Source organism: Pseudomonas sp. PDM25, assembly GCF_019219045.1.
GTDB lineage: Bacteria > Pseudomonadota > Gammaproteobacteria > Pseudomonadales > Pseudomonadaceae > Aquipseudomonas.
Window position 1 is genome coordinate 410,295 of sequence record NZ_JAHUWL010000002.1, and the last position, 19,270, is coordinate 429,564.

A 19,270-nucleotide genomic window follows, 5' to 3' on the forward strand; every position below is an offset into this window, starting at 1 on the left:
TCAGAAAACCGAGTAATGTGCGAAGTTGCACAAATTCCATCGCGACGGATCGCTGGCTCTTGCGCTTAAGACGCCACGCTACCGTTGGAGTATTTGGGGTCGCGGAAACGAGGGAAGATGTTTCGCTGACACTTAGACGCATCTAAAGCCCGGGTCTTAACGTATTGATCGATATGGGCGCCGGACTAAAAAGCCGCGTAGCGCCGGGTTAGGCTAGATCTTGAATGTCTGCCCCCCAAACAGGCTACTTCAGCTTTTGGCCGTTTTCTGTCTTTCACGAAGGGCAGCTTTGGGTCGATTCCTGCCTGTCAAAAAGGGCTGCTATCGACCCAGGCTGTGTGAAAACGCACTGAATACGTCGAAAGTTGAGAACTACGGGCGTTGGAAAGCGTAGCAGCCAAAAAAAATGGCCCGCATGCGGGCGGGCCAAATGGGAATTCTTCAAAGGAGCAGGGGTAATCTGCGCTCCATTCTGTGAGCACTGCGTGAAAAGCATGTCGCCAAAACGAAAACATTCGGTCGAAGCAAACACACTACTTTTGCTGATGCAGATATTTCTGAATTGCATCAATTTCAAGTTTGCTTGGCTTTACACCGCTGTCAGATTTGAAGCTATCGCTAGCCCAATGCGGCATTGGTGCCTTCAGAGGCTTTCCTTGGTCGTCGATACCGCTAAGCACGGCTCGCTCAAATACTTTTGATTTCCACTCACTGGCATCTCCGGCCAGCTTAGGTGCCGATCCTCCCGTGCCTCGAGGCCCATGACAAACAATGCAGTTATCTTGAAAAAGGTTTTCTCCATCTGGCGGTGATGCCATTGCCGATGAGCAGGTGAGTAGGGCTATGAACGTCAGAAATGCGCATTTCATTTTAGGCTCCTGGCGACCCGACGATGACGTGAGCTGCTTAGGGGCGCTAAGTGAGAGTGTAGTAGGAGGCGAATGACGATGGGCGAGAGGACTTCAGGTAGCGAATCCCGACGCTGGGCCGGACTGCTTTCTCATGGGTGCTGGATAGCTTGATCTGCCGCTGGACTGCGGTAAGTGTAGTGGTCTAATGAAACCAGACACATCTATTTTAATCATCTGCATAATCAGCCCTTTTATAATGTCCAAGCACTCAATGCTAGCAGGTGAATCGCCCCGTATTTCCTAACACCGTTGAATGTCTTCTCATGGCCGTTAAGTGCCTGTCAGGAAGGGCAGCATTTGACCCTGGACGGTCATTCATTTCTGTTTTTCACCGTGGCGAGCTAACAGGACCTGCCCATCCCAGTCCGCATCTGCCGTTCCTTCGGTCCGAGAAAGGAGCCGCCCACCGTCAAGTACGGCCGCTAGCATTCTCCGCGGTGCATTCGCATCGGGCTGTGTTGACGTCAAGGTGACAAGGGATAGGGGATGATAGAAACGCTCCTCGACAACCGAGCCAATCCACAGCGGCATAGTTCGCCCGTTTGTGAGCTCGAAATCGACGACCCACAATCGAAGCACCAGCCGCGAACCGTTAGGTGCGTCAGCGCTATGCGGTCGAACGAGAGTCAGACTGGGAAGGCGACCACTGGCGAAAAGCGGAATGACCGGAAGATCGGAAGGGGCAGCTTGGGCGGTCAGCCAATTCAGGGTATTCAACAGTGTCCAGGCCGCCGAGTTGCGCCATCCGTTGCGCTGCAGGACATCTTGCAAGTCCTGCAGGCCACCGGCCCACTGGAACGTCAGTGGCTCATTCGTCTCGCCAGTGAGATCGATACGCCGCACCGGCAGCTGCTGCCAATCCGACGCCCACCAATCGGCGGCGGCCATGGTCAACGTCCCCACCTTGACGACATAACGACCGCTGTCCGTCGCATGGCTGCGATAGATATTGAAGCCGCCGGCAAGGATAAGTGCCGCACATCCGAGGGCGAGCAGCCCCCCTGACCCAATGCGCTCGGCCTGCCGCCGCAGGTAGAACAGGCTGAGTAGCGCCAGCCACGCGGACCCGAATGCCAGTCCCCCGAGCACGTCGGAAAGCCAATGCGCACCGAGGTAGAGGCGCGAAAATGCAATCAGAAATATCAGGGTGGCTGCGCCAAGAGCGAGTGCGAGGCGCCGTGCCGGGCGGATATCACGCGCAATGAGAAAGGCGAGGAAACCGTATAGCACGACATTGATCGTGCTATGGCCGCTGGGGAAGGAAAAGGCACTCCACCCGGAATAGAGAAGCTCTCCGGGGCGAGTTCGATACAACGCTAATTTGATGACAATGTTGAGCGCCGAAGCGCCGGCGATTGCAACCAGCCAATAGGCTGCTGTACGCCAGGCGCGTTTCCACATGAGCCACAGCAAGACAACAATCGTGACCGCCACCACGACCTTGGTGTCGCCGAGTTCTGTGATGGCAATCATCACCGCATCGCCTGGTGTTGTGCGAAGATCCTGGAGCGCGCGGTATATCGCGCTATCTGCAAGCAGCAACGGGTCACCGTTTATGACGTCCTCAAGGACGCCGAAGAAAAGCCAGGCGGCACCGACGAGCAGGACTGTCGGCAGTGCAAGAGCCCGTGCTTCGGGCCGTGAAGGATCGAGGAAGCTAGTGAGACTGCGGCTCAGCCAGGTGTCGTGGGTGCCGGCCCAACTCCGCAACCGCTGCACTGCGACGATGAGGTAGGGTATGCCGCGACGCAGCGTCCAGCGCACGATATGCAGGACCACCCAGCCCACCGCGACTAGAGCGACCAGCAGGATCGCGAGTGGTTTTGCAGCCGCACCGAGAATGCTGAAAGTTGCGCCGATGAGCACACCGGGCAGTATATGCGACGGAGCCCAGGCGAGTGCCGACGCGAAATTGACGGCATAGAACCGACTGACCGCCATCCCCAGCGTGCCGGCAAGGAGCGGAACAAAGGCGCGGACGCCCGGTGTGAAGCGCGCGAGAAAGACACTTTTGTCGCCATGACGGGTGAAAAAGGCTTCGCTGCGCTGAATCAGTTTGGGGTGCCGGTTCAGCGGCCAGAGACCAAGAATCTCGCGGTGGTATCGGTGCCCAAGCCAGAACGAAAGACCATCACCCGCGATCGCGCCTGACGTGGCGGCGATCAGCAACGGCCAGAGCAATAATATGCCGCTCGGGACCAGGGTGCTGAGCGCGAGGATCACAGCGGTGCCGGGAACGACGACACCGATGATCGGGATTGACTCGGAAAGTGCCAGGAGAAACACCGCCAGATAGGCGACATGCGGGTACGCCGTCAGGAACTCGATGATCGATGAGATCAAGGACGTCATATTTCGCGGGCTGCCTATAAAACATCAGTGATGAGGCGATCGACGCGCGTGTCTGCAATTCCCGACTGCACAATCAGTTTCCGCAACAAACTAAGCATAGCTATTCATTTGCTATCGCTCCGTCCACCGGCTGCTTTTGGCCGATTTCAGCCTGTCGATTGATCCGCATGCGTCCGACCAAGTCATCTACCCAATCTCGCAAAGCCAAGAAACGCCGCTGCGCACTCCAGCGGGAGCAAGCTTCCTCGCCACAGGTGTGAAGTTCACCTGGATATCCTTAACTGACTGACATTGGGGCACGCCCGGCTCCCACAGATCTCGCACCGGACTTGGCGGTGCGCATGACCTCCCAGTACTAAAGGAGGTGCCAATGAAAGCTAAAGGACCATTCCAGTCTGGCGTCACAGGTTTAGGCTCAATCCCATGATCAAAAGATACCGGCTGCGATGGCCCATCCACCTCTGCATCTTAAAACACTGTTCGCCTGAACACTTGATGCAGCACGTCTCCCGCTGAACTCGTCAATGACGACAATCAGACCCGCCTCACAGCCTGCGTTATGAGTAGAAGACCTCACCTGATTTCCGGGTTTCCAGAGTAAAAGAGGATTTATCATGAGCAGCACTTTCTTCATTCCATCCGTGAACATGATGGGCATTGGCAGTCTCGACGAAGCGATGCTCGCCATCCGCAAATATGGTTTTCGTAAAGCCTTGATCGTCACTGATGCAGGCCTGGCCAAAGCCGGCGTGGCCGCCAAGGTCGCCAGCCTTCTGGCCCAGCAGGACATCAACTCCACCTTGTTTGATGGCGCCAAGCCGAATCCGACGGTCAGCAATGTCGAGAAAGGTCTTGAGCTGCTGGGGCGCAGCGACTGTGATTTCATTATTTCCCTGGGCGGCGGTTCACCCCATGACTGCGCCAAGGGCATTGCCCTGTGCGCCACCAACGGCGGGCACATCAGTGATTACGAAGGCGTGGATCAATCCGCCAAGCCACAGATGCCGTTGATCGCGATCAATACCACCGCTGGCACGGCGAGTGAAATGACCCGTTTCTGCATCATTACCGACGAAGTCCGGCACGTGAAAATGGCCATCGTCGACCGTAACGTCACCCCACTGTTGTCGGTCAACGATCCTTCGCTGATGGCAGGCATGCCCAAAGGCCTGACCGCCGCCACCGGCATGGACGCGCTGACCCACGCTATCGAAGCTTACGTGTCGACTGCGGCAACGCCGATCACTGATGCCTGCGCACTCAAGGCCGTGGAATTGATCTCGGCCAACCTGCGCACTGCCGTTGCCCAGGGGGACGACATGACCGCCCGGGAAAATATGGCTTACGCGCAATTTCTTGCCGGCATGGCCTTCAACAATGCTTCGCTGGGCTATGTCCACGCCATGGCGCACCAACTGGGTGGTTTCTACGACCTGCCTCACGGCGTCTGTAATGCGATCCTGCTGCCCCATGTCGCCAGCTTCAACGCCAGCGTATGCCCGGCCCGGTTTAAAGACATCGCCAACGCAATGGGTGTCGACACCCAGCATCTGGATGCGGAAAAAGGCGCCGCCGCGGCCATCACCGCCATCCGTAAACTGTCTTCGGATGTCGGTATTCCGAGCGGCCTCGCCGAACTGGGTGCCAAGGCCGATGACATCCCGATCCTGGCAACCAATGCCATGAAGGATGCCTGCGGCTTTACCAATCCGCGTCCTGCCAATCAGGACGAGATCGAGCAGATTTTCCATACCGCGATGTAACCGATATGAAGTGGCTCCAGCCCGATCAAAAGCCCCGCCTTCGGTTCAATGCTGTTCACTTAAGAGAGTCTGGAATCGGAGAAACCTGTGGCGAGCGAGCTTGCTCGCGCTTGAGTGCGTAGCTCTCACAAAAATCGGCAATGATTGTCAGATTTTTGGGGCCGCTACGCAGCCCAGCGCGAGCAAGCTCGCTCGCCACAGAGGTACGCACGATCCAAGAGCGCGCTTAAGTGAACAGCATTACGCCTTCGGTTGAACTTAACCCGGCCAGCTTTCGCGTCAGAAAATACCTCGCACCCATCCATTGGTTGAGCGTCCCTAAGGGATGCTCAACCATCCGTTTGCGGCGCCGTATCTCGCTCTTTCTGATTCGTGGGCTTCTTTCACTCAGCCAGTTCTTCCGGTGAAATCACCCATACGCTGCACGGCATTTTGTACAGCAGGTGTTCCACCGTACTGCCGACCAATCGACCAATGCCCCGATGGCCGACCCGGCCCATGACGATGACGTCGATGTCATAGGCATCCGCGTAACTGGAGAGAACCTTGGCCGGATTGCCCATGATCATGTGCTGGTTCTCCGGAGGAATACCATTGCGCTCGGCCAGCTCGCGGAAGGCATCGCTTTGTGCATCGAACAGCGTCTTGGCGGTACCTGAGGAAAAGAATGCAGAGGCGTTGTCGAAGCCGAATTCGTCGGTGCTGATGGAAGACAGGTCATGGGCATAGATCACATCCAGCGTCGCGTTACAGGCGCTCGCCAGTTTTGCGGCCTCGCGCAGAATCCGGTCGTTGAAACCTTCGTATTGGTTATCGCGATGGAAAGGGTCAACTGCGGCGACAATCTTGCGTGGCAGGGGGTGCCGCACGTGACTGACAAAATGCAAAGGCACGGGGCATTCGCGAAGTAAATGGATATCGAGGGGCGTGAACATCAGGCGTGATAGCAGCGATTCGTATTCGAGTGCCTTGATCAGTGCGGTCATCGGCTGTTCTTTGAGGTGAATGAGGATTTCCTGCAAGGGTCTTTCCACCCAGATCACTTCAGTGGTGACGTGCACTCCGATTTTGCGTAAGGGACGGGCCTGCTCTTCCAGCCATTGGCGATGGCGCTCGACATACCCGAGTCGCATCTGCTCCAGCGCTTGTTCGTTGACCATGCCGGCCGTTGCCAGCCCTTCCAGGTAGTCGAACGCCACAATATGCAGTGCCGCACCCGAAGCCTTGGCCAACGCTGCGGCCCGGTCGAACGCGGGGCTGTTTTCCATCAAGGGCGAGACGACCAGCATCAAACGTAATTGCTCAGACATGACAAATCTCCCGTGGGTAATCCAGAAACGCTTGCGCTCAATGGCAACGGTGCGTTTGGGCAGTGAAACCTTAGGCTCATCCTGCCGCTGGCCGGGGAGGCAGGATTGATTTTTGTCAAACAGGCGGGGAACGGAAAAAACCGTCCGACATGCGGTTAGTTCCTGATAAAGATCAAGTCGTCCCAGGCAGGAACGCTCAATCTGGATGCCTGTTCACTTCATCCAGATGGCCGCGTGCCGAGGTGCCCCATGTCGCAGACTCAGCGTTTACTGTTAATAGCCCCCCCAGCCATGACCCGCACGCCCGCGTTCGACCGCGCCGCCGCGTTGGCGCTCGCCATGCAACTGCCGTTGCACATTGTGGCGTTCGATTATTTGCAGGCCCTGGCGGTGGCTGGCCTGTTCGCCCCTGAACAAATCAGCCTGGCCCGGGACGGGTATTTGCAAACCCATCGGCAATGGCTCGCGGAGCAAGCCGGCCTGATGAACAAACACGGGGTCGAGGTCACCAGTGAGGTGGTGTGGGTACAACATCCTTATGAGGAAATCCTGCACTTCGTCAACGAGATGCCGCTGGCGCTGATCGTCAAGGATGCCCAGGAAGAATCGGCATTGAAACGGGTGTTTTTTACGCCGCTGGACTGGCAGTTGCTGCGCGATTGTCCGGTGCCGGTGCATCTGGTGACCAATGCCCTCAACCCACGCCCCCGCAACGTGCTGGCCATCGTCGATGTGTTGCGCAGCGAAGACCAGGACCATGTGTTCAACGACCAGATTATCGACGCTGCGACCAAGCTGGCTGAACAGTGCGATGCCCGGCTGGAACTGCTGCATGCCTTTGACTGGACGGCCGTGTATGCGCAGGACATGGGATTCGGTGCGCTGCCGCTGGCCGTCGGGGTTTATGAAGCGTTGGGCGTGGCTCAGGCCGAGGCATTTGCGGCCCTGGCAGAGCGTCACGGCGTGCCACCGGAATGTCGGCACTTCATCGAGGGCGCACCAGTGTCGAGTATTTGTGATTTCGCCACCGACCACCGCACCGATGTCATCGTAATGGGGACGGTGCAGCACAAGGGGTTGAACAAGCTACTGGGGACCACCGCCGAACAACTCCTGCATCGGGCGCCATGCAGTGTGCTGGCGATAAAACCGGGCAAGATGCTGCAATCCTGAGCGCTTGAATCGCCCCGCAATGAACCGTTGGCCGGAACATCGCGGGGCGATTTTTTTACAGGTAAAGACGATGAATGACCTGACGGCTGTCATCAGGATCATTATGCCTCTCGAAACCCAAGGCCTTGGCCAGGTCGCGCATCTGCGCGTTGCTGGAGGCGTCCACCGAATACATCTGACGAAAACCGTTCTTGCGGGCGGACTTGATCAGATGCTCCATCAGTAACGTGCCAAGCCCCAGGTGCTTCCATTCATCGGCGACCGTTACGGCGCATTCACATTCATGCTCGGCTGTGGCGGCGTAGCGGCTGACGCCGATCTCGATCAACTGGCCGTTTTCGTGGACCAGCGCGATGTAGGCCATGCGCTGTTTGTTGTCGGTGTCCATCAACTGATTGAGCATGGCGGCGCCGGGCTCGTTGATTTGCGCAAGAAAACGCATGTGCCGGGACTCGGGTGACAGCCGTTTGATAAAAGCGTATTCACGCTCGCGGTCTTTTTCCGCCAGCGGCCGGATCAGCACGTGACGACCATCCTTGAGCGCTTCAATCCAGTATTGTCCGGTCACCGCGGCGTAGGCGGCAGCGGCCCGATCATTGTGGTCTTTGACAGTGAGCATGGGGTGGTCCTCCATCCGGTTTGAAAGATTGGCGCGCGGTGACAAATTCCGCGGTTCGTTCCTTTCTACGCTGCCGCCGGCGTCACAATCTGATCTGGATCAGAGAGACGTAACGTGGCATTCATTTACGCGTGTTTGATGTAAATCAACCTGGGGGAGGGGGCAACGAGCGCATCTTGGAACCTCCGGCGCTTAATGACCGGTGTCGAGCTGAGGTGTGTGATGGGTCAATATCAACGTTTGTTGCTGATCGCCGACCAAACCCTGCATCAGTCCCCAGCCATGCTGCGTGCCGTCGCGCTGGCCAAGGCGAGTGGCGCCGTGCTGGAGGTGCGTGCTTTTGTCGAACCCGCGCCGATCGTGCATGTGTGGGAAGAGAAAATCGACGACGCAGGGTATCAGCGCTATCTGCGCCGCTATCGCCGCTGGGAGGCCGAAGAGCTCGAGCGACTCAGTGCCCTGGGGCTGGAGGTGACGGTCAAAGCCGTGTTCACGACCCATCCGCTGCTGGATATATTGAACGCGGTCGAAGACCTCAAGCCCGACCTGCTGATCAAGGATGTCACCCTGGAGCCAGCGCTCAAGCGGGTGTTCATCACTCCGCTCGATTGCCACTTGCTGCGCGAATGCCCGATCCCCGTGCACCTGGTCAATCAGGCCCGTTACGGTTTGCCGCACCGGGTCGTCGCCGCGGTGGACCCGTTCGACCCCTCAACCCAGATCAGTGGCCTGAACGACACGATCATTCAGACCGCCAACGCACTGGCCTTGCAATGCGACGCGCCGCTGCACCTGCTTTACGCCTATGACTTGTCGCCAGCCTTCAATGGCGATGCGCCGCTGGTCGGCGGTGGCTGGAGCGTGGACTACGTTGAGGAGCTGCGTGAATCCCTGCATCTGGCCTTCGTCACCCTGGCCGATCGTTACGGCGTTCCACCGGAGCGTCGGCATTTCGTCATGGGCCTGCCGGTGCCGGTGATCAGTGAGTTTGTCGAGCAATACCTGGCCGATGTGGTGGTGATGGGCACGGTGCACCGGGTGGGGATCGACCGCTTGATCGGCAGCAATACCGAACGGGCGCTGTATTCGGTGCCGGGCAGTATTCTGGCGGTCAGGTCGCGCATCAGGGAGTGAGCACGATCGCGCCATTGAACCGACCTGCCCTCAAGTACGCCAGTGCCTGATTGGCGTCGTCCAGAGCAAAACGGGTGATGTCGCAGTGCACGGGAGTGCGCTGCAACTCTTCAAAAAACCTCGTGCCGTCTTCGCGGGTCAGGTTGGCCACCGAACGGACGCTGCGCTCGCCCCACAGCAGGCGGTAAGGAAAAGCGGGGATATCGCTCATATGAATACCGGCGCAAATCACACAGCCGCCCTTGACTGTGACGGCCAGCGCCGCCGGCACCAGCGCGCCTACGGGGGCGAAAATCAGGCTGGCATCGAGCAGGTGTGGCGGAGGCTGATCCGAAGGGCCGGCCCATTGGGCGCCCAGTGATCGGGCATAGGCCTGACCTTCGTTGTCATCCGGTCGGGTGAAGGCATACACCTGCTGCCCTCGACCGCGCGCCACCTGAATGGCCAAATGTGCCGCTGCCCCGAAACCATAAAGGCCCAGGTGGCGTGCGCCTTTGGCCATTTGCAGGGCCCGAAAGCCGATCAGCCCGGCACACAGCAGCGGTGCCGCTTGAATGTCCGAGAGCACCTCGGGAATAGGGAAACAGAAACGCCTGTCGGCAACGGTGTATTCGGCGTAACCACCGTCCAGATGACAACCGGTGAACTGCGCTTGATCACACAGATTCTCCCGGCCCGAGCGGCAGAACAGGCACTGGCCGCAGGTCCAGCCAAGCCAGGGAACGCCCACCCGCTGGCCGATCCAGTCGGGTGTAACTTCGGCGCCCACTGCGGTGACTTCACCGATGATTTCATGTCCCGGCACCCGCGGCAGTACCGCTTGTGGTAATTCACCGTCCACCAGGTGCAGGTCGGTGCGGCACACGCCGCAAGCCAGGACTTTGATTAGCAGTTGGTATGGGCCGGGTGTCGGGATGGGGCGCTCTTCCCGTTGCAACGGCTGGCCGGGAATATGCAGAACCATGGCACGCATGAGGATTCTCCAGACGTGCGGGTGTCAGCGTGGGGAGCGATGACAGCCCGCGACCAGTTGCTTGAGCCCTTCCATGTTCTGGATTTTGACGTCTCGGCCCGATATTTCTACCAGTCCCTGATCCCGCAGGTGCGCAATACCACGGCAGATGGTTTCCAGTCGCAGCCCCAGGTAGGAGCCGATTTCTTCACGACGCATTTTCAGCACGAATTCCTTGGAGGAATAGCCACGGATACTGAAACGTTGCGACAGGTTCAGCAGAAAAGCCGCCAGCCGCTCATCCGAGTTCATGTTGCCCATAAGCATCAACATGCTGTGATCACGCACGATTTCACGGCTCAGGAGCCTGTTAAGGTTGTGTTGCAGCGACGGCAGGCTTTGCGCGAGTTTCTCCAGTTGCGCAAAGTGGATGGGGCAGACTTCGCTGTCCTCAAGGGCAAACGCATTGCAGGCATGCTCATCGGCGCTGATGGCGTCCAGACCGAGCATCTCGCCGGGTATGTGAAAACCCGTGACCTGTTCACGACCATCCACCGAGAGCACACTGGTTTTGAACGAGCCGATACGCACGGCGTACAGCGAGCGCAATGGATCACCTGTGCGGTACAACGCGGCCCCCTTTTTAACCTTGAAGCGCTGCACGATCAGCGTATCCAGTCGCTCGACTTCCGCGCCGCTCAAGCCAATCGGCAGGCACAACTCCAACACGCTGCAGTTGGAGCACGCGGCCTTGAGGTAATGAACTTGAAGTGGGCGAGTTTCAGGCATGAGAGGGGACGCCATCTAGGGATGGTCTAAGCATAGATGGGGGGCTTTGGGGTGCGCACCTCATTCGGGCGTTTGCCGGGGTAATCGACGAACGGGGAAAACCCGCATCCTGTGGGTCGATGTTCATAGCGTCCCACGCCATTCAACTTGATCGCCGGCGGTGAGACTTGATGTAAATCAAGTCTCGAGCGTTTCAGACTCCCAGAATCCACGAATGACTATCGGTAGGTCGGACCGTTGGGGAGAACTTCATGAGCGATTTTCTGAGTGATGAGCAACTGGAAGGGCTGGATGCCTATTGGCGGGCCTCCAATTATCTGGCCGTCGGGCAGATTTACCTCAAGGACAACCCGCTGCTGAAGCAACCGCTAACCCTGGCGCACATCAAACCGCGGTTGCTGGGTCATTGGGGCACGACGCCGGGGCTTAACCTGATCTACACGCACCTCAATCGACTGATCAACCAGTACGACTTGAACATGCTCTTCGTCGCCGGACCCGGTCATGGTGGGCCAGCGGTTGTCGCGCAGACCTACCTGGAAGGCACCTATACCGAATTTTGTCCATCGGTGGAACGCAACACCAACGGTCTGGTTCGCCTGTTTCGGCAGTTTTCCTGGCCATACGGGATCTCCAGCCATGTCTCGGCGCAGATTCCGGGCTCGATCCATGAAGGCGGCGAACTGGGCTATAGCCTGGCCCATGCCTACGGGGCCGCGTTTGATAACCCTGACCTGATCGTCGCCTGCGTGATCGGTGATGGCGAGGCCGAAACCGGTACGCTGGCCGCCAGTTGGCATTCCAACAAATTCCTCAACCCGGCGCGTGACGGGGCGGTATTGCCGATCCTGCACCTCAACGGCTACAAAATCGCCAACCCCACGGTGCTGTCCAGAATCAGTGAGGATGAACTGTCAGCGCTGATGTATGGCTATGGTTACGATCCGTATTTTGTTGAAGGCGATGATCCGGCGCAGGTGCACCAGGCCCTGGCCCGGACGCTGGATACGATGGTGCTGAAAATCCGCGAGATTCAGCGCGAAGCGCGCCAGTCTCGGCAGTCCGGAGCGCCAGAACGGCCGCTTTGGCCAATGCTGATATTGCGCACGCCCAAAGGCTGGACCGGCCCGAAATTCGTCGATGGCCATCGCGTCGAAGGCACCTGTCGCGCGCATCAAGTGCCGCTGGCCGATTTCCAGCAGCCGATTCATCTGCGGCAATTGGAGGAATGGCTCAAAAGCTATCGTCCCGACGAACTGTTTGATGCCAATGGCGCCTTGCTGCCAGAGATCGCCGCGTTGGCCCCCACCGGGCACCGGCGCATGAGCGCCAATCCCCACGCTAACGGAGGGTTGTTATTGCAGCCGCTGGGCCTGCCGCGATTTGCCGACTATGCGGTGAAACTCGAGGTGCCTGGCAGCCTGCGCGCCGAGGCCACACGGGTGTTGGGTACGTTTTTGCGCGACGTGATGAAAAACAGTCTGGGTGCCAGCAACTTTCGTCTGTTCGGCCCGGATGAAACCGCTTCAAACCGACTGGATGCAGTCTATGAGGTCAGCGCCAAGGCATGGATGGAACCGCTGGAGCCCGATGATCTCAACCTGGCAGCCGATGGCCGAGTGATGGAAATCCTCAGCGAACAGGTGTGCGAGGGTTGGCTCGAAGGCTATTTGCTGACAGGCCGCCATGGTTTGCTGTCCTGTTACGAGGCGTTCATTCATATCGTCGATTCGATGGTCAATCAGCATGCTAAATGGCTGAAAACCGCTGCCGAGGTGCCGTGGCGAAAACCCGTTGCTTCGCTCAATTATTTGCTGACGTCCCATGTCTGGCGCCAGGACCATAACGGTTTCTCCCACCAGGACCCGGGGTTCATCGATCTGGTGGCGAATAAAAAATCGGACGTGGTGCGGATCTACCTGCCGCCCGATGCCAATTGCCTGCTATCGGTCGCCGATCACTGCTTGCGCAGCCGCAACTACATCAATGTCATCGTCGCCGGCAAGCAACCGGAATGGCAGTGGCTGGATATCGATGCCGCCATCGGTCATTGCCAGACGGGCATCGGTCGATGGGACTGGGCGTGCCAGGATGATCAAGACCCGGACGTGGTCATGGCCTGCGCCGGTGACGTCCCGACCCTGGAAACCCTGGCCGCCGTGACCCTGTTGCGTGAGTACGTGCCGGATCTGCGGGTGAGGGTGGTCAATGTCATGGACTTGATGGTGCTGCAGCCCTCTTACCAGCATCCCCATGGTTTGCCGGACAGTGCGTTCGATGAATTGTTTACCGTCGACAAACCGGTGATCTTCGCCTTCCATGGCTACCCTGCGCTGATCCACCGACTGTTGTACAAACGCAACAATCACGAGAATTTCCACGTCCGTGGCTTCAAGGAGGAGGGCGCGACCACAACACCGTTCGACATGGCGGTGATCAACAACCTGGATCGCTATCAATTGGCGCTGGACGTCATCGAGCGCGTGCCCCGGTTGCACGATCAGCTGCAAACCGCACGGTCGCGCTATTGGTCGACCATGGAGAAACACAAGCTTTACCTCATTGAGCACGGGCAGGACATGCCTGAAGTACTGAACTGGCAATGGACGCCAGTGGCGGGTCGCTGAGGTCCGACAGGGCCGCACGGCGCCGAATACCCACCTGACTGGAGACAGATCATGAGCCAGTATCAGCGGTTGTTACTGATCATCAACCCTGCCCTGCGCCATTCCCAGGCAATCAACCATGCTGCCGCTCTGGCCAAGGCCAGCGGCGCGAGTTTGCACATTGCTGCCTGGATTCCTTCGTTGAAAATGTTGTCGCTGCTCGAACAGGGCGAACGGGAAAAGGCTCGGGAGCGTTACCTGCAGGACCATCGCGATTGGCTGAGCGCTCAGACAACTAATCTGCGTGGCAGGGGGCTGGACGTGACCGCAGAGGTGGATTGGGCTGATGACCTGCGGCAGGACATTCTTGATCACGTCTTGGAAATGCAACCCGATCTTTTGATCAAGGAAGTTCAGCATGAATCAGCGCTCAAACGCGCGTTCTTCACCCCGCTGGATTGGCATTTGTTGCGCCACTGTCCGGTACCGGTTTATCTGGTGAGCGGAAGCGGCTTCGTGTTGCCGCGTAAAATTGTGGCGGCGGTCGAAGTGTCGGACACCGAAGCGCCAGACAACGAGTTGAACGAGCGGATTATCCAGCAAGCTACCGCCTTGGCCATGCAATGTAATGCCGAGTTGCATTTGCTGTACGCCTGCGACATTTCCGCCGCCTTTCTGGCGGACATGGGAGGGCTGACGCTGGCTGACCTCACCAAAGCGCTGCGCCGAGACCTGGAGAAGTCTTTCCTCAAGTTGGCCGGCCGGTATGGTGTGGCCTCTGATCATCGACATTTCATTTTAGGAAACCCCGTCACGGCGCTGAGCGAGTTCGCCCACGATCATCAAGTGGATGTGATTGTGATGGGCAAAGTCCAGTCCCATGGAGTGGACAAGCTTCTGGGCAGCACAACCGAGCATATTTTGTATCAGGTGCCTTGCAGCGTCCTGGCGGTCTGAGTCTGAAGAGACTCAGGCCGTTTATGCCAGACCGCCAGGCGGATCTGGCAGAGAGCGTCCGATGCCTGCGCGTGCTATTTGCTCTTCCAGTATTTCTGCATTTCGAGAAATAGAAACGAGGCCGTCCAGGTTATGAGCACTAGACCAGTCAGCGCTTCCAGGCCGGTCAGGTACTTGAGATTACCCACGGGTGAAATATCGCCGAAACCGATCGTCGTGTAGGTCGTGAAGGAAAAATAGACGCAGTCCAGCAGCGAACCATCGAAGTTGCCTGTCAGGCCGCCCCATTCGCCGGAGCGCACCATCAGGTAATAGACCAGCGCGAAGCACCAGACCTCTAACGCGTGGGCCAGCAGGGCGCCGAATACCCCGACGACAATCCTGAAACGGCTCCAAAGCTTGAGTCGCGGCAGCCAATCGTTCAGACGTAACAGGCATTCGTAGTGGATCACCACGGCGATGATGACCACCAGTGTGTTGATCAAGGTGACTGCCAGCATGGCGAACCTCCGGCGGTAGCGGATGCGCGGTGTTCCGCACTAAGGGGTGACAACAAGACACGCTCCTCAGGGTGGCGTCACGGTCAGTGGGGTGGATAGCGGGGCGGGTTTGATCGGCATGAGCGGTGGAAACTCTTCGGGCGTCAGGGTTTCTTTCTCCACCAACAGGTGTGCACCAGCGTCCAGATCTCCCCGGCGACTGGCGAGCAGGGCCTTTGCCCGCCCAAAGGCTTCATCGAGCAGGGCACGAATACCCAGGTCAACTTCCCTGGCCGTTTGTTCCGAATAGTCTTTCTCGCCAACGCCCTGCATACGTTCGCCCAGATAGGTCGCGCTTTGCCGCTCCAGCACCGACTGTCCGAGTTCGGTACTCATGCCAAACCGGGTGATCAATTGTCGGGCGATATCAGTGGCGCGGGCCAGGTCATCGGCAGCCCCGGTAGAAATCTGGCCATAAGCAAGGTATTCGGCGGCGCGTCCGGCCATCAGCACCACGATCCGGTCCTTGAGCATTTGGCAACTGATGAGGAAGTGATCTTCGGTCGGTCGCTGCAGCGTATAGCCCAGAGAGCCAATGGAGCGGGGCACAATTGAGACTTTATGGACGGGGTCCATGGCGGGCAGACTACTGGCGGCCAAGGCATGCCCCATTTCGTGATACGCCACCACCTGGCGCTCGTCGGGGTGTAGCACGCTGCTCTTGCGTTCAACCCCCGCGATGATACGTTCCACTGCCGCCGTGAAGTCATTCAGGCTGACCGCTTCGGCGCCACGACGAGTGGCCACGATTGCCGCTTCGTTGACCAGGTTTGCCAGATCAGCGCCCGTGAAGCCCGTGGTGATGTCGGCAATACGTTCGCCATCCAGCCCCGGCTCCACAGTGATTTTTTGAAGATGGACCTTGAGGATCGCTTGCCGGCCTTTACGGTCCGGGCGATCAATCAGCACCTGACGGTCGATCCGGCCGGCTCGCAGCAGCGCCGGGTCCAGGATCTCTGGCCGATTGGTCGCGGCCAGTAATACAACGCCCTCACGGGGATCGAATCCGTCCAGTTCTGCCAGTAACTGGTTGAGGGTTTGCTCCTTTTCGTCATTGCCGCCAAATGTGCCAACGCCTCGCATTTTGCCCAGCGCATCCAGTTCGTCGATGAAGATGATGCAGGGCGCCGCCTGCCGCGCTTGCTCGAACAAGTCGTGCACACGGGCGGCACCCACGCCAACGAACATTTCGACAAATTCCGATCCAGAGATCGAGAAAAACGGCACACCGGCTTCACCCGCGATGGCTTTGGCCACCAGGGTTTTGCCGGTTCCCGGCGGACCGACCAACAACGTGCCCTTGGGAATGTGCGCCCCCAAGCGTGCGTATTTGGCCTTGTCCTTGAGAAAAGAGACGATTTCTACCAATTCGGCCTTGGCTTCATCGATACCCGCGACATCGGCGAAGGTCACCCCGGTATCGCGCTGGACGAACACCTTGGCCCGAGACTTGCCGATGTTCATCAACCCGCCTATGCCTTGTTTTTCCGCCATGGCGCGAAACAGAAAATGCCAGATCACCATGATCAGGAAAAACGGCAGCAGCCAGCCCAGCAGTCCATTCAAAAAGGTGTTTTCGTTAACCCCGGTAAAGCCGACACCCGATTGCGCGAGATCCGTCGCCAGCGCCGGATCGACCCGCACGGTGGAGAACAGGTTGTGCCCGTCAATGGGTTCCTGCAGTTTGCCGCTGATCTGATCCTTCTCGACCCGTAAATCGCTGACCTTTTGCTCGTTCAGCAATTGCAGAAACTGACTGTATGGAATGCTCTGCACGACACGACGATCAATAAACAGAAATTGAACGAGGGTGAGCACGACAAACGCGATCGCGAAGTAAGACAGGTTCCATTGGTGATTTTTTTTCATGACCTTCGCTCAGAAAGGAGGCATGGGTCGAACAGGCAGATCGCAGGTTCCCGGGTGATCGGCTCAAGCAAGCAGCAAACGGTCCTCCACCTCCCTCACCCCGGGCACCGACCAGGCCGCCCGTTCCGCTATTCGGCGCTCGCGCCACAAATGAACTTTGCCTTCCAGCCTCACCACATCCCCATCGACCCTGACGTGAATCTCCTTGGCGTCGACTTCGGCGTTGCGCTTGAGGGCTTCTTCAATGCGATGCTGGATATCGACCACATCCACTCGGGGGACGAGGGTGAGTCGATTGTCCACACAGACCACGCCGGACAACTTGCGCACAGCGCGCTCGGCGGCTTCTTTCTGGTACTGCCAGTCCACTTCGCCTTCAAGGGTGATCCGCCCGTTCTGCACGATAACTTTAATCTCACCGTCGGGAACGTCGGCACTCCATTTGATGATGTTCAAGGCGCGGCTCGCGATGGTGTCGTCCGCTGTGCCGGCCCCTTTCTCCAGCCTGACCTGGATTTCTTCGGCCACCGCGCGCACCCCTTTGATGCCTTTTACCGCGCGCTCTGCACTGACTTTCTGTGCATAGCTGTTGACGTGACCGGAGAGGGTGACAACGCCATTGTCCACGGCAACGCCAATGTGGGCAGCGTCGATTTCAGGCTTGAATTCAAGCTCTTCCAAAATGGTCTTACGCAGACTCAAGTCGCTCATGACGGTGTCCTCTGTTTGATGCGCAATTGATGGGTCGCACGCGCCCGGTTGGTTTTTTTTACGCCCGAACGGCGCCAAGACATTGAGTTAAATCAACAAGGCTTCAGTGAGTTCTTCATTAATCGCCAGCGGGCCATTAGTTGACAAAAATCAGAGTGTGCAGGTGATGGAGTCAGATACTTGGGGCAACGATCTGAAGCTTTTCCAGTTGAGATAGACCAAGAGGAAAAAGTCATGAATAAGCGCTTGCCCTTTGTATTGCTGAGCGTTCTGTTGGCAGCGACTGCCGGTTGCAGTCATCAGCGCACTCAGGAATTCGACGCCCGATTGGAGGCCGCCGAAAACAATGCCGCAACGGCGAGGCTCAGGGCCGATGAGGCCTACATGAAGGCGGAACAGGCGCAGGCAACGGCCAGTCAGGCGCTACGCACGGCCGATGAAGAGAAGGTGCGCGCCAGTCGGATGACCAATAAGGCGACTCGCAAGTAACGAGCGATTGTACGAATTCCTGACAGGAAGTCGGGTTTGCAGTCCGCCAGGTAACGCGTTCCAAGGACGAGGTCTATGATGTTGAAACTTAAACGTATCCTATTGATTGCCCCCACCGACATGACCCGCACCCCGGCGTTTGACCGGGCGCATGCACTGGCCTGTGCCACCGGAGCCTTGTTGCACATCGTCGCGTTCGACTATGTGCAGGCGCTGGCGGTGGCCGGGCTGTTTGATCACGATGCGATGGCTCAGGCACGGGAGGGCTACTTGCAGGTGCATCGACACTGGCTGGAGCAACAAGCCCGGTTTCAACGATGCATCGGGTTGCCGGTAACCACCGAGGTCGTCTGGGCCAAGTCCACCCCGGCGAATATCCTTGAGTACGTCAATGACTTCCATGCGGATCTGGTGATCAAAGACACCCAGCACGTACCGGCACTCGATCGCGCATTCCATCGTCCTCTGGACTGGCTGTTGCTGCGCAACTGTCCGGCCCCCTTGCATCTGGTTACTGAAGCCAAAAATCCCAAACCGTTGAAAATTCTCGCGACCATCGATCTGTCCCATCTGGAGGAACTGACCCAAGGGCTCAATGACCGGATTCTCGACCTCGCCTCAACGTTGGCGGCCTCCTGTGACGCCGCCTTGCACGTGTTGAATGTCAACAACTGGTCGGTGATGGGCGACGCGACGAGGAGTGTGCCGACACCGAGTCTGGATAACAGTTTGAGAGACGCGGTCAACGATGCCCAGGAGGAAGCTTTTGAGGTACTTGTCGAACGCTATGGCATTGAAAAAAAATGCCAGCATCTACTGACCGGCATTCCCCACAAGGTGATCGGACTTTTCGCCCAACAGAATGCATTCGACATGGTGGTGCTGGGTACGGTCTATCACCACGGGATCGACAGGTTGATCGGCAGTACTGCCGAGAGCGTACTGAACAGGGCCCCGTGCAGCTTGACGATCGTCAAGCCATTGCCCTGGCTTGACTAAAACGACGACCCGGTCGCACCCGCTGTTGATAAAAATCAACGGCTCTTGCGCCAAAAGGAGCGATCAATAGCGCTCCCATGAATGTTCAAGGAGGCGG

The 19,270-nt window shown here is 58.0% G+C and carries 16 protein-coding genes; 7 read left to right on the forward strand and 9 right to left on the reverse strand.

The annotated features are described in order from the left end of the window. Nucleotides 1-533 precede the first annotated feature (533 nt). Nucleotides 534-869: a cytochrome c gene (locus KW848_RS04380; RefSeq protein WP_218535946.1), complete on the reverse strand. Its 336-nt coding sequence runs from the start codon at nt 867-869 to the stop codon at nt 534-536. A gap of 357 nt (nt 870-1,226) precedes the next feature. Next, nucleotides 1,227-3,263: a bifunctional DedA family/phosphatase PAP2 family protein gene (locus tag KW848_RS04385; RefSeq protein WP_256365024.1), complete on the reverse strand. Its 2,037-nt coding sequence runs from the start codon at nt 3,261-3,263 to the stop codon at nt 1,227-1,229. Between the two features lie 614 nt (nt 3,264-3,877). Here KW848_RS04385 and yiaY point away from each other — a divergent pair. Continuing rightward, complete coding sequence (yiaY, locus tag KW848_RS04390) at nt 3,878-5,026, forward strand: L-threonine dehydrogenase (protein WP_046046748.1); 1,149 nt, start codon at nt 3,878-3,880, stop codon at nt 5,024-5,026. 383 nt (nt 5,027-5,409) lie between these two features. On the opposite strand, the gene KW848_RS04395 is transcribed toward yiaY, so the two are convergent. Continuing rightward, complete coding sequence (locus KW848_RS04395) at nt 5,410-6,336, reverse strand: universal stress protein (RefSeq protein WP_111448922.1); 927 nt, start codon at nt 6,334-6,336, stop codon at nt 5,410-5,412. Between the two features lie 249 nt (nt 6,337-6,585). On the opposite strand from KW848_RS04395, the gene KW848_RS04400 reads away from it, so the two are divergent. Continuing rightward, nucleotides 6,586-7,509, forward strand: coding sequence for a universal stress protein (locus tag KW848_RS04400; RefSeq protein ID WP_218535948.1), 924 nt, complete (start codon nt 6,586-6,588; stop codon nt 7,507-7,509). 55 nt (nt 7,510-7,564) lie between these two features. On the opposite strand, the gene KW848_RS04405 is transcribed toward KW848_RS04400, so the two are convergent. Further along, nucleotides 7,565-8,128, reverse strand: coding sequence for a GNAT family N-acetyltransferase (locus tag KW848_RS04405; RefSeq protein ID WP_218535950.1), 564 nt, complete (start codon nt 8,126-8,128; stop codon nt 7,565-7,567). Between the two features lie 222 nt (nt 8,129-8,350). On the opposite strand from KW848_RS04405, the gene KW848_RS04410 reads away from it, so the two are divergent. Next, nucleotides 8,351-9,262: a universal stress protein gene (locus KW848_RS04410; protein ID WP_218535952.1), complete on the forward strand. Its 912-nt coding sequence runs from the start codon at nt 8,351-8,353 to the stop codon at nt 9,260-9,262. Here the strand turns inward: KW848_RS04410 and KW848_RS04415 are convergent. Then, entirely contained in the window at nt 9,252-10,235 is a 984-nt protein-coding gene (locus KW848_RS04415; protein ID WP_192410580.1) for a zinc-dependent alcohol dehydrogenase family protein, read from the reverse strand. The two genes, KW848_RS04410 and KW848_RS04415, sit on opposite strands and share 11 nt — an antisense overlap. Before the next feature lie 24 nt (nt 10,236-10,259). Beyond that, a complete protein-coding gene (gene fnr, locus KW848_RS04420) occupies nt 10,260-11,003 on the reverse strand; it encodes a fumarate/nitrate reduction transcriptional regulator Fnr (protein ID WP_192410581.1) in 744 nt (247 codons plus the stop codon). A 251-nt stretch (nt 11,004-11,254) separates the two neighbouring features. On the opposite strand from fnr, the gene KW848_RS04425 reads away from it, so the two are divergent. Both KW848_RS04425 and KW848_RS04430 read left to right on the forward strand, forming a co-directional pair. Further along, nucleotides 11,255-13,630: a phosphoketolase gene (locus KW848_RS04425; RefSeq protein ID WP_218535954.1), complete on the forward strand. Its 2,376-nt coding sequence runs from the start codon at nt 11,255-11,257 to the stop codon at nt 13,628-13,630. Between the two features lie 51 nt (nt 13,631-13,681). Beyond that, nucleotides 13,682-14,566, forward strand: a complete 885-nt coding sequence (locus KW848_RS04430) for a universal stress protein (RefSeq protein WP_218535957.1) — start codon at nt 13,682-13,684, stop codon at nt 14,564-14,566. 74 nt (nt 14,567-14,640) lie between these two features. Here KW848_RS04430 and KW848_RS04435 read toward each other — a convergent pair whose 3' ends face one another. From KW848_RS04435 to KW848_RS04445, 3 genes are all read right to left on the reverse strand, one after another. Continuing rightward, a complete protein-coding gene (locus tag KW848_RS04435) occupies nt 14,641-15,066 on the reverse strand; it encodes a potassium channel family protein (protein ID WP_111448914.1) in 426 nt (141 codons plus the stop codon). A gap of 66 nt (nt 15,067-15,132) precedes the next feature. Continuing rightward, nucleotides 15,133-16,974, reverse strand: coding sequence for an ATP-dependent zinc metalloprotease FtsH (gene ftsH / locus KW848_RS04440; protein ID WP_218535959.1), 1,842 nt, complete (start codon nt 16,972-16,974; stop codon nt 15,133-15,135). A gap of 63 nt (nt 16,975-17,037) precedes the next feature. Then, nucleotides 17,038-17,685, reverse strand: a complete 648-nt coding sequence (locus tag KW848_RS04445) for a BON domain-containing protein (protein WP_111448912.1) — start codon at nt 17,683-17,685, stop codon at nt 17,038-17,040. Between the two features lie 234 nt (nt 17,686-17,919). Here KW848_RS04445 and KW848_RS04450 point away from each other — a divergent pair, with 234 nt between their 5' ends. After that, a complete protein-coding gene (locus tag KW848_RS04450) occupies nt 17,920-18,174 on the forward strand; it encodes an Lpp/OprI family alanine-zipper lipoprotein (protein ID WP_192410586.1) in 255 nt (84 codons plus the stop codon). Between the two features lie 78 nt (nt 18,175-18,252). Continuing rightward, entirely contained in the window at nt 18,253-19,173 is a 921-nt protein-coding gene (locus KW848_RS04455; protein WP_218536265.1) for a universal stress protein, read from the forward strand. Nucleotides 19,174-19,270 lie beyond the last annotated feature (97 nt).

Bases quoted from the DNA above. Each gene is read 5' to 3' on its own strand.
- yiaY (WP_046046748.1), top strand. From the start codon at position 3,878: ATGAGCAGCACTTTCTTCATTCCATCCGTGAACATGATGGGCATTGGC.
- KW848_RS04455 (WP_218536265.1), top strand. From the start codon at position 18,253: ATGTTGAAACTTAAACGTATCCTATTGATTGCCCCCACCGACATGACC.
- KW848_RS04430 (WP_218535957.1), top strand. From the start codon at position 13,682: ATGAGCCAGTATCAGCGGTTGTTACTGATCATCAACCCTGCCCTGCGC.
- KW848_RS04405 (WP_218535950.1), bottom strand. From the start codon at position 8,128: ATGCTCACTGTCAAAGACCACAATGATCGGGCCGCTGCCGCCTACGCC.
- KW848_RS04435 (WP_111448914.1), bottom strand. From the start codon at position 15,066: ATGCTGGCAGTCACCTTGATCAACACACTGGTGGTCATCATCGCCGTG.
- KW848_RS04395 (WP_111448922.1), bottom strand. From the start codon at position 6,336: ATGTCTGAGCAATTACGTTTGATGCTGGTCGTCTCGCCCTTGATGGAA.
- fnr (WP_192410581.1), bottom strand. From the start codon at position 11,003: ATGCCTGAAACTCGCCCACTTCAAGTTCATTACCTCAAGGCCGCGTGC.
- KW848_RS04425 (WP_218535954.1), top strand. From the start codon at position 11,255: ATGAGCGATTTTCTGAGTGATGAGCAACTGGAAGGGCTGGATGCCTAT.
- KW848_RS04415 (WP_192410580.1), bottom strand. From the start codon at position 10,235: ATGCGTGCCATGGTTCTGCATATTCCCGGCCAGCCGTTGCAACGGGAA.
- KW848_RS04380 (WP_218535946.1), bottom strand. From the start codon at position 869: ATGAAATGCGCATTTCTGACGTTCATAGCCCTACTCACCTGCTCATCG.
- KW848_RS04410 (WP_218535952.1), top strand. From the start codon at position 8,351: ATGGGTCAATATCAACGTTTGTTGCTGATCGCCGACCAAACCCTGCAT.
- KW848_RS04445 (WP_111448912.1), bottom strand. From the start codon at position 17,685: ATGAGCGACTTGAGTCTGCGTAAGACCATTTTGGAAGAGCTTGAATTC.
- KW848_RS04400 (WP_218535948.1), top strand. From the start codon at position 6,586: ATGTCGCAGACTCAGCGTTTACTGTTAATAGCCCCCCCAGCCATGACC.
- ftsH (WP_218535959.1), bottom strand. From the start codon at position 16,974: ATGAAAAAAAATCACCAATGGAACCTGTCTTACTTCGCGATCGCGTTT.
- KW848_RS04385 (WP_256365024.1), bottom strand. From the start codon at position 3,263: ATGACGTCCTTGATCTCATCGATCATCGAGTTCCTGACGGCGTACCCG.
- KW848_RS04450 (WP_192410586.1), top strand. From the start codon at position 17,920: ATGAATAAGCGCTTGCCCTTTGTATTGCTGAGCGTTCTGTTGGCAGCG.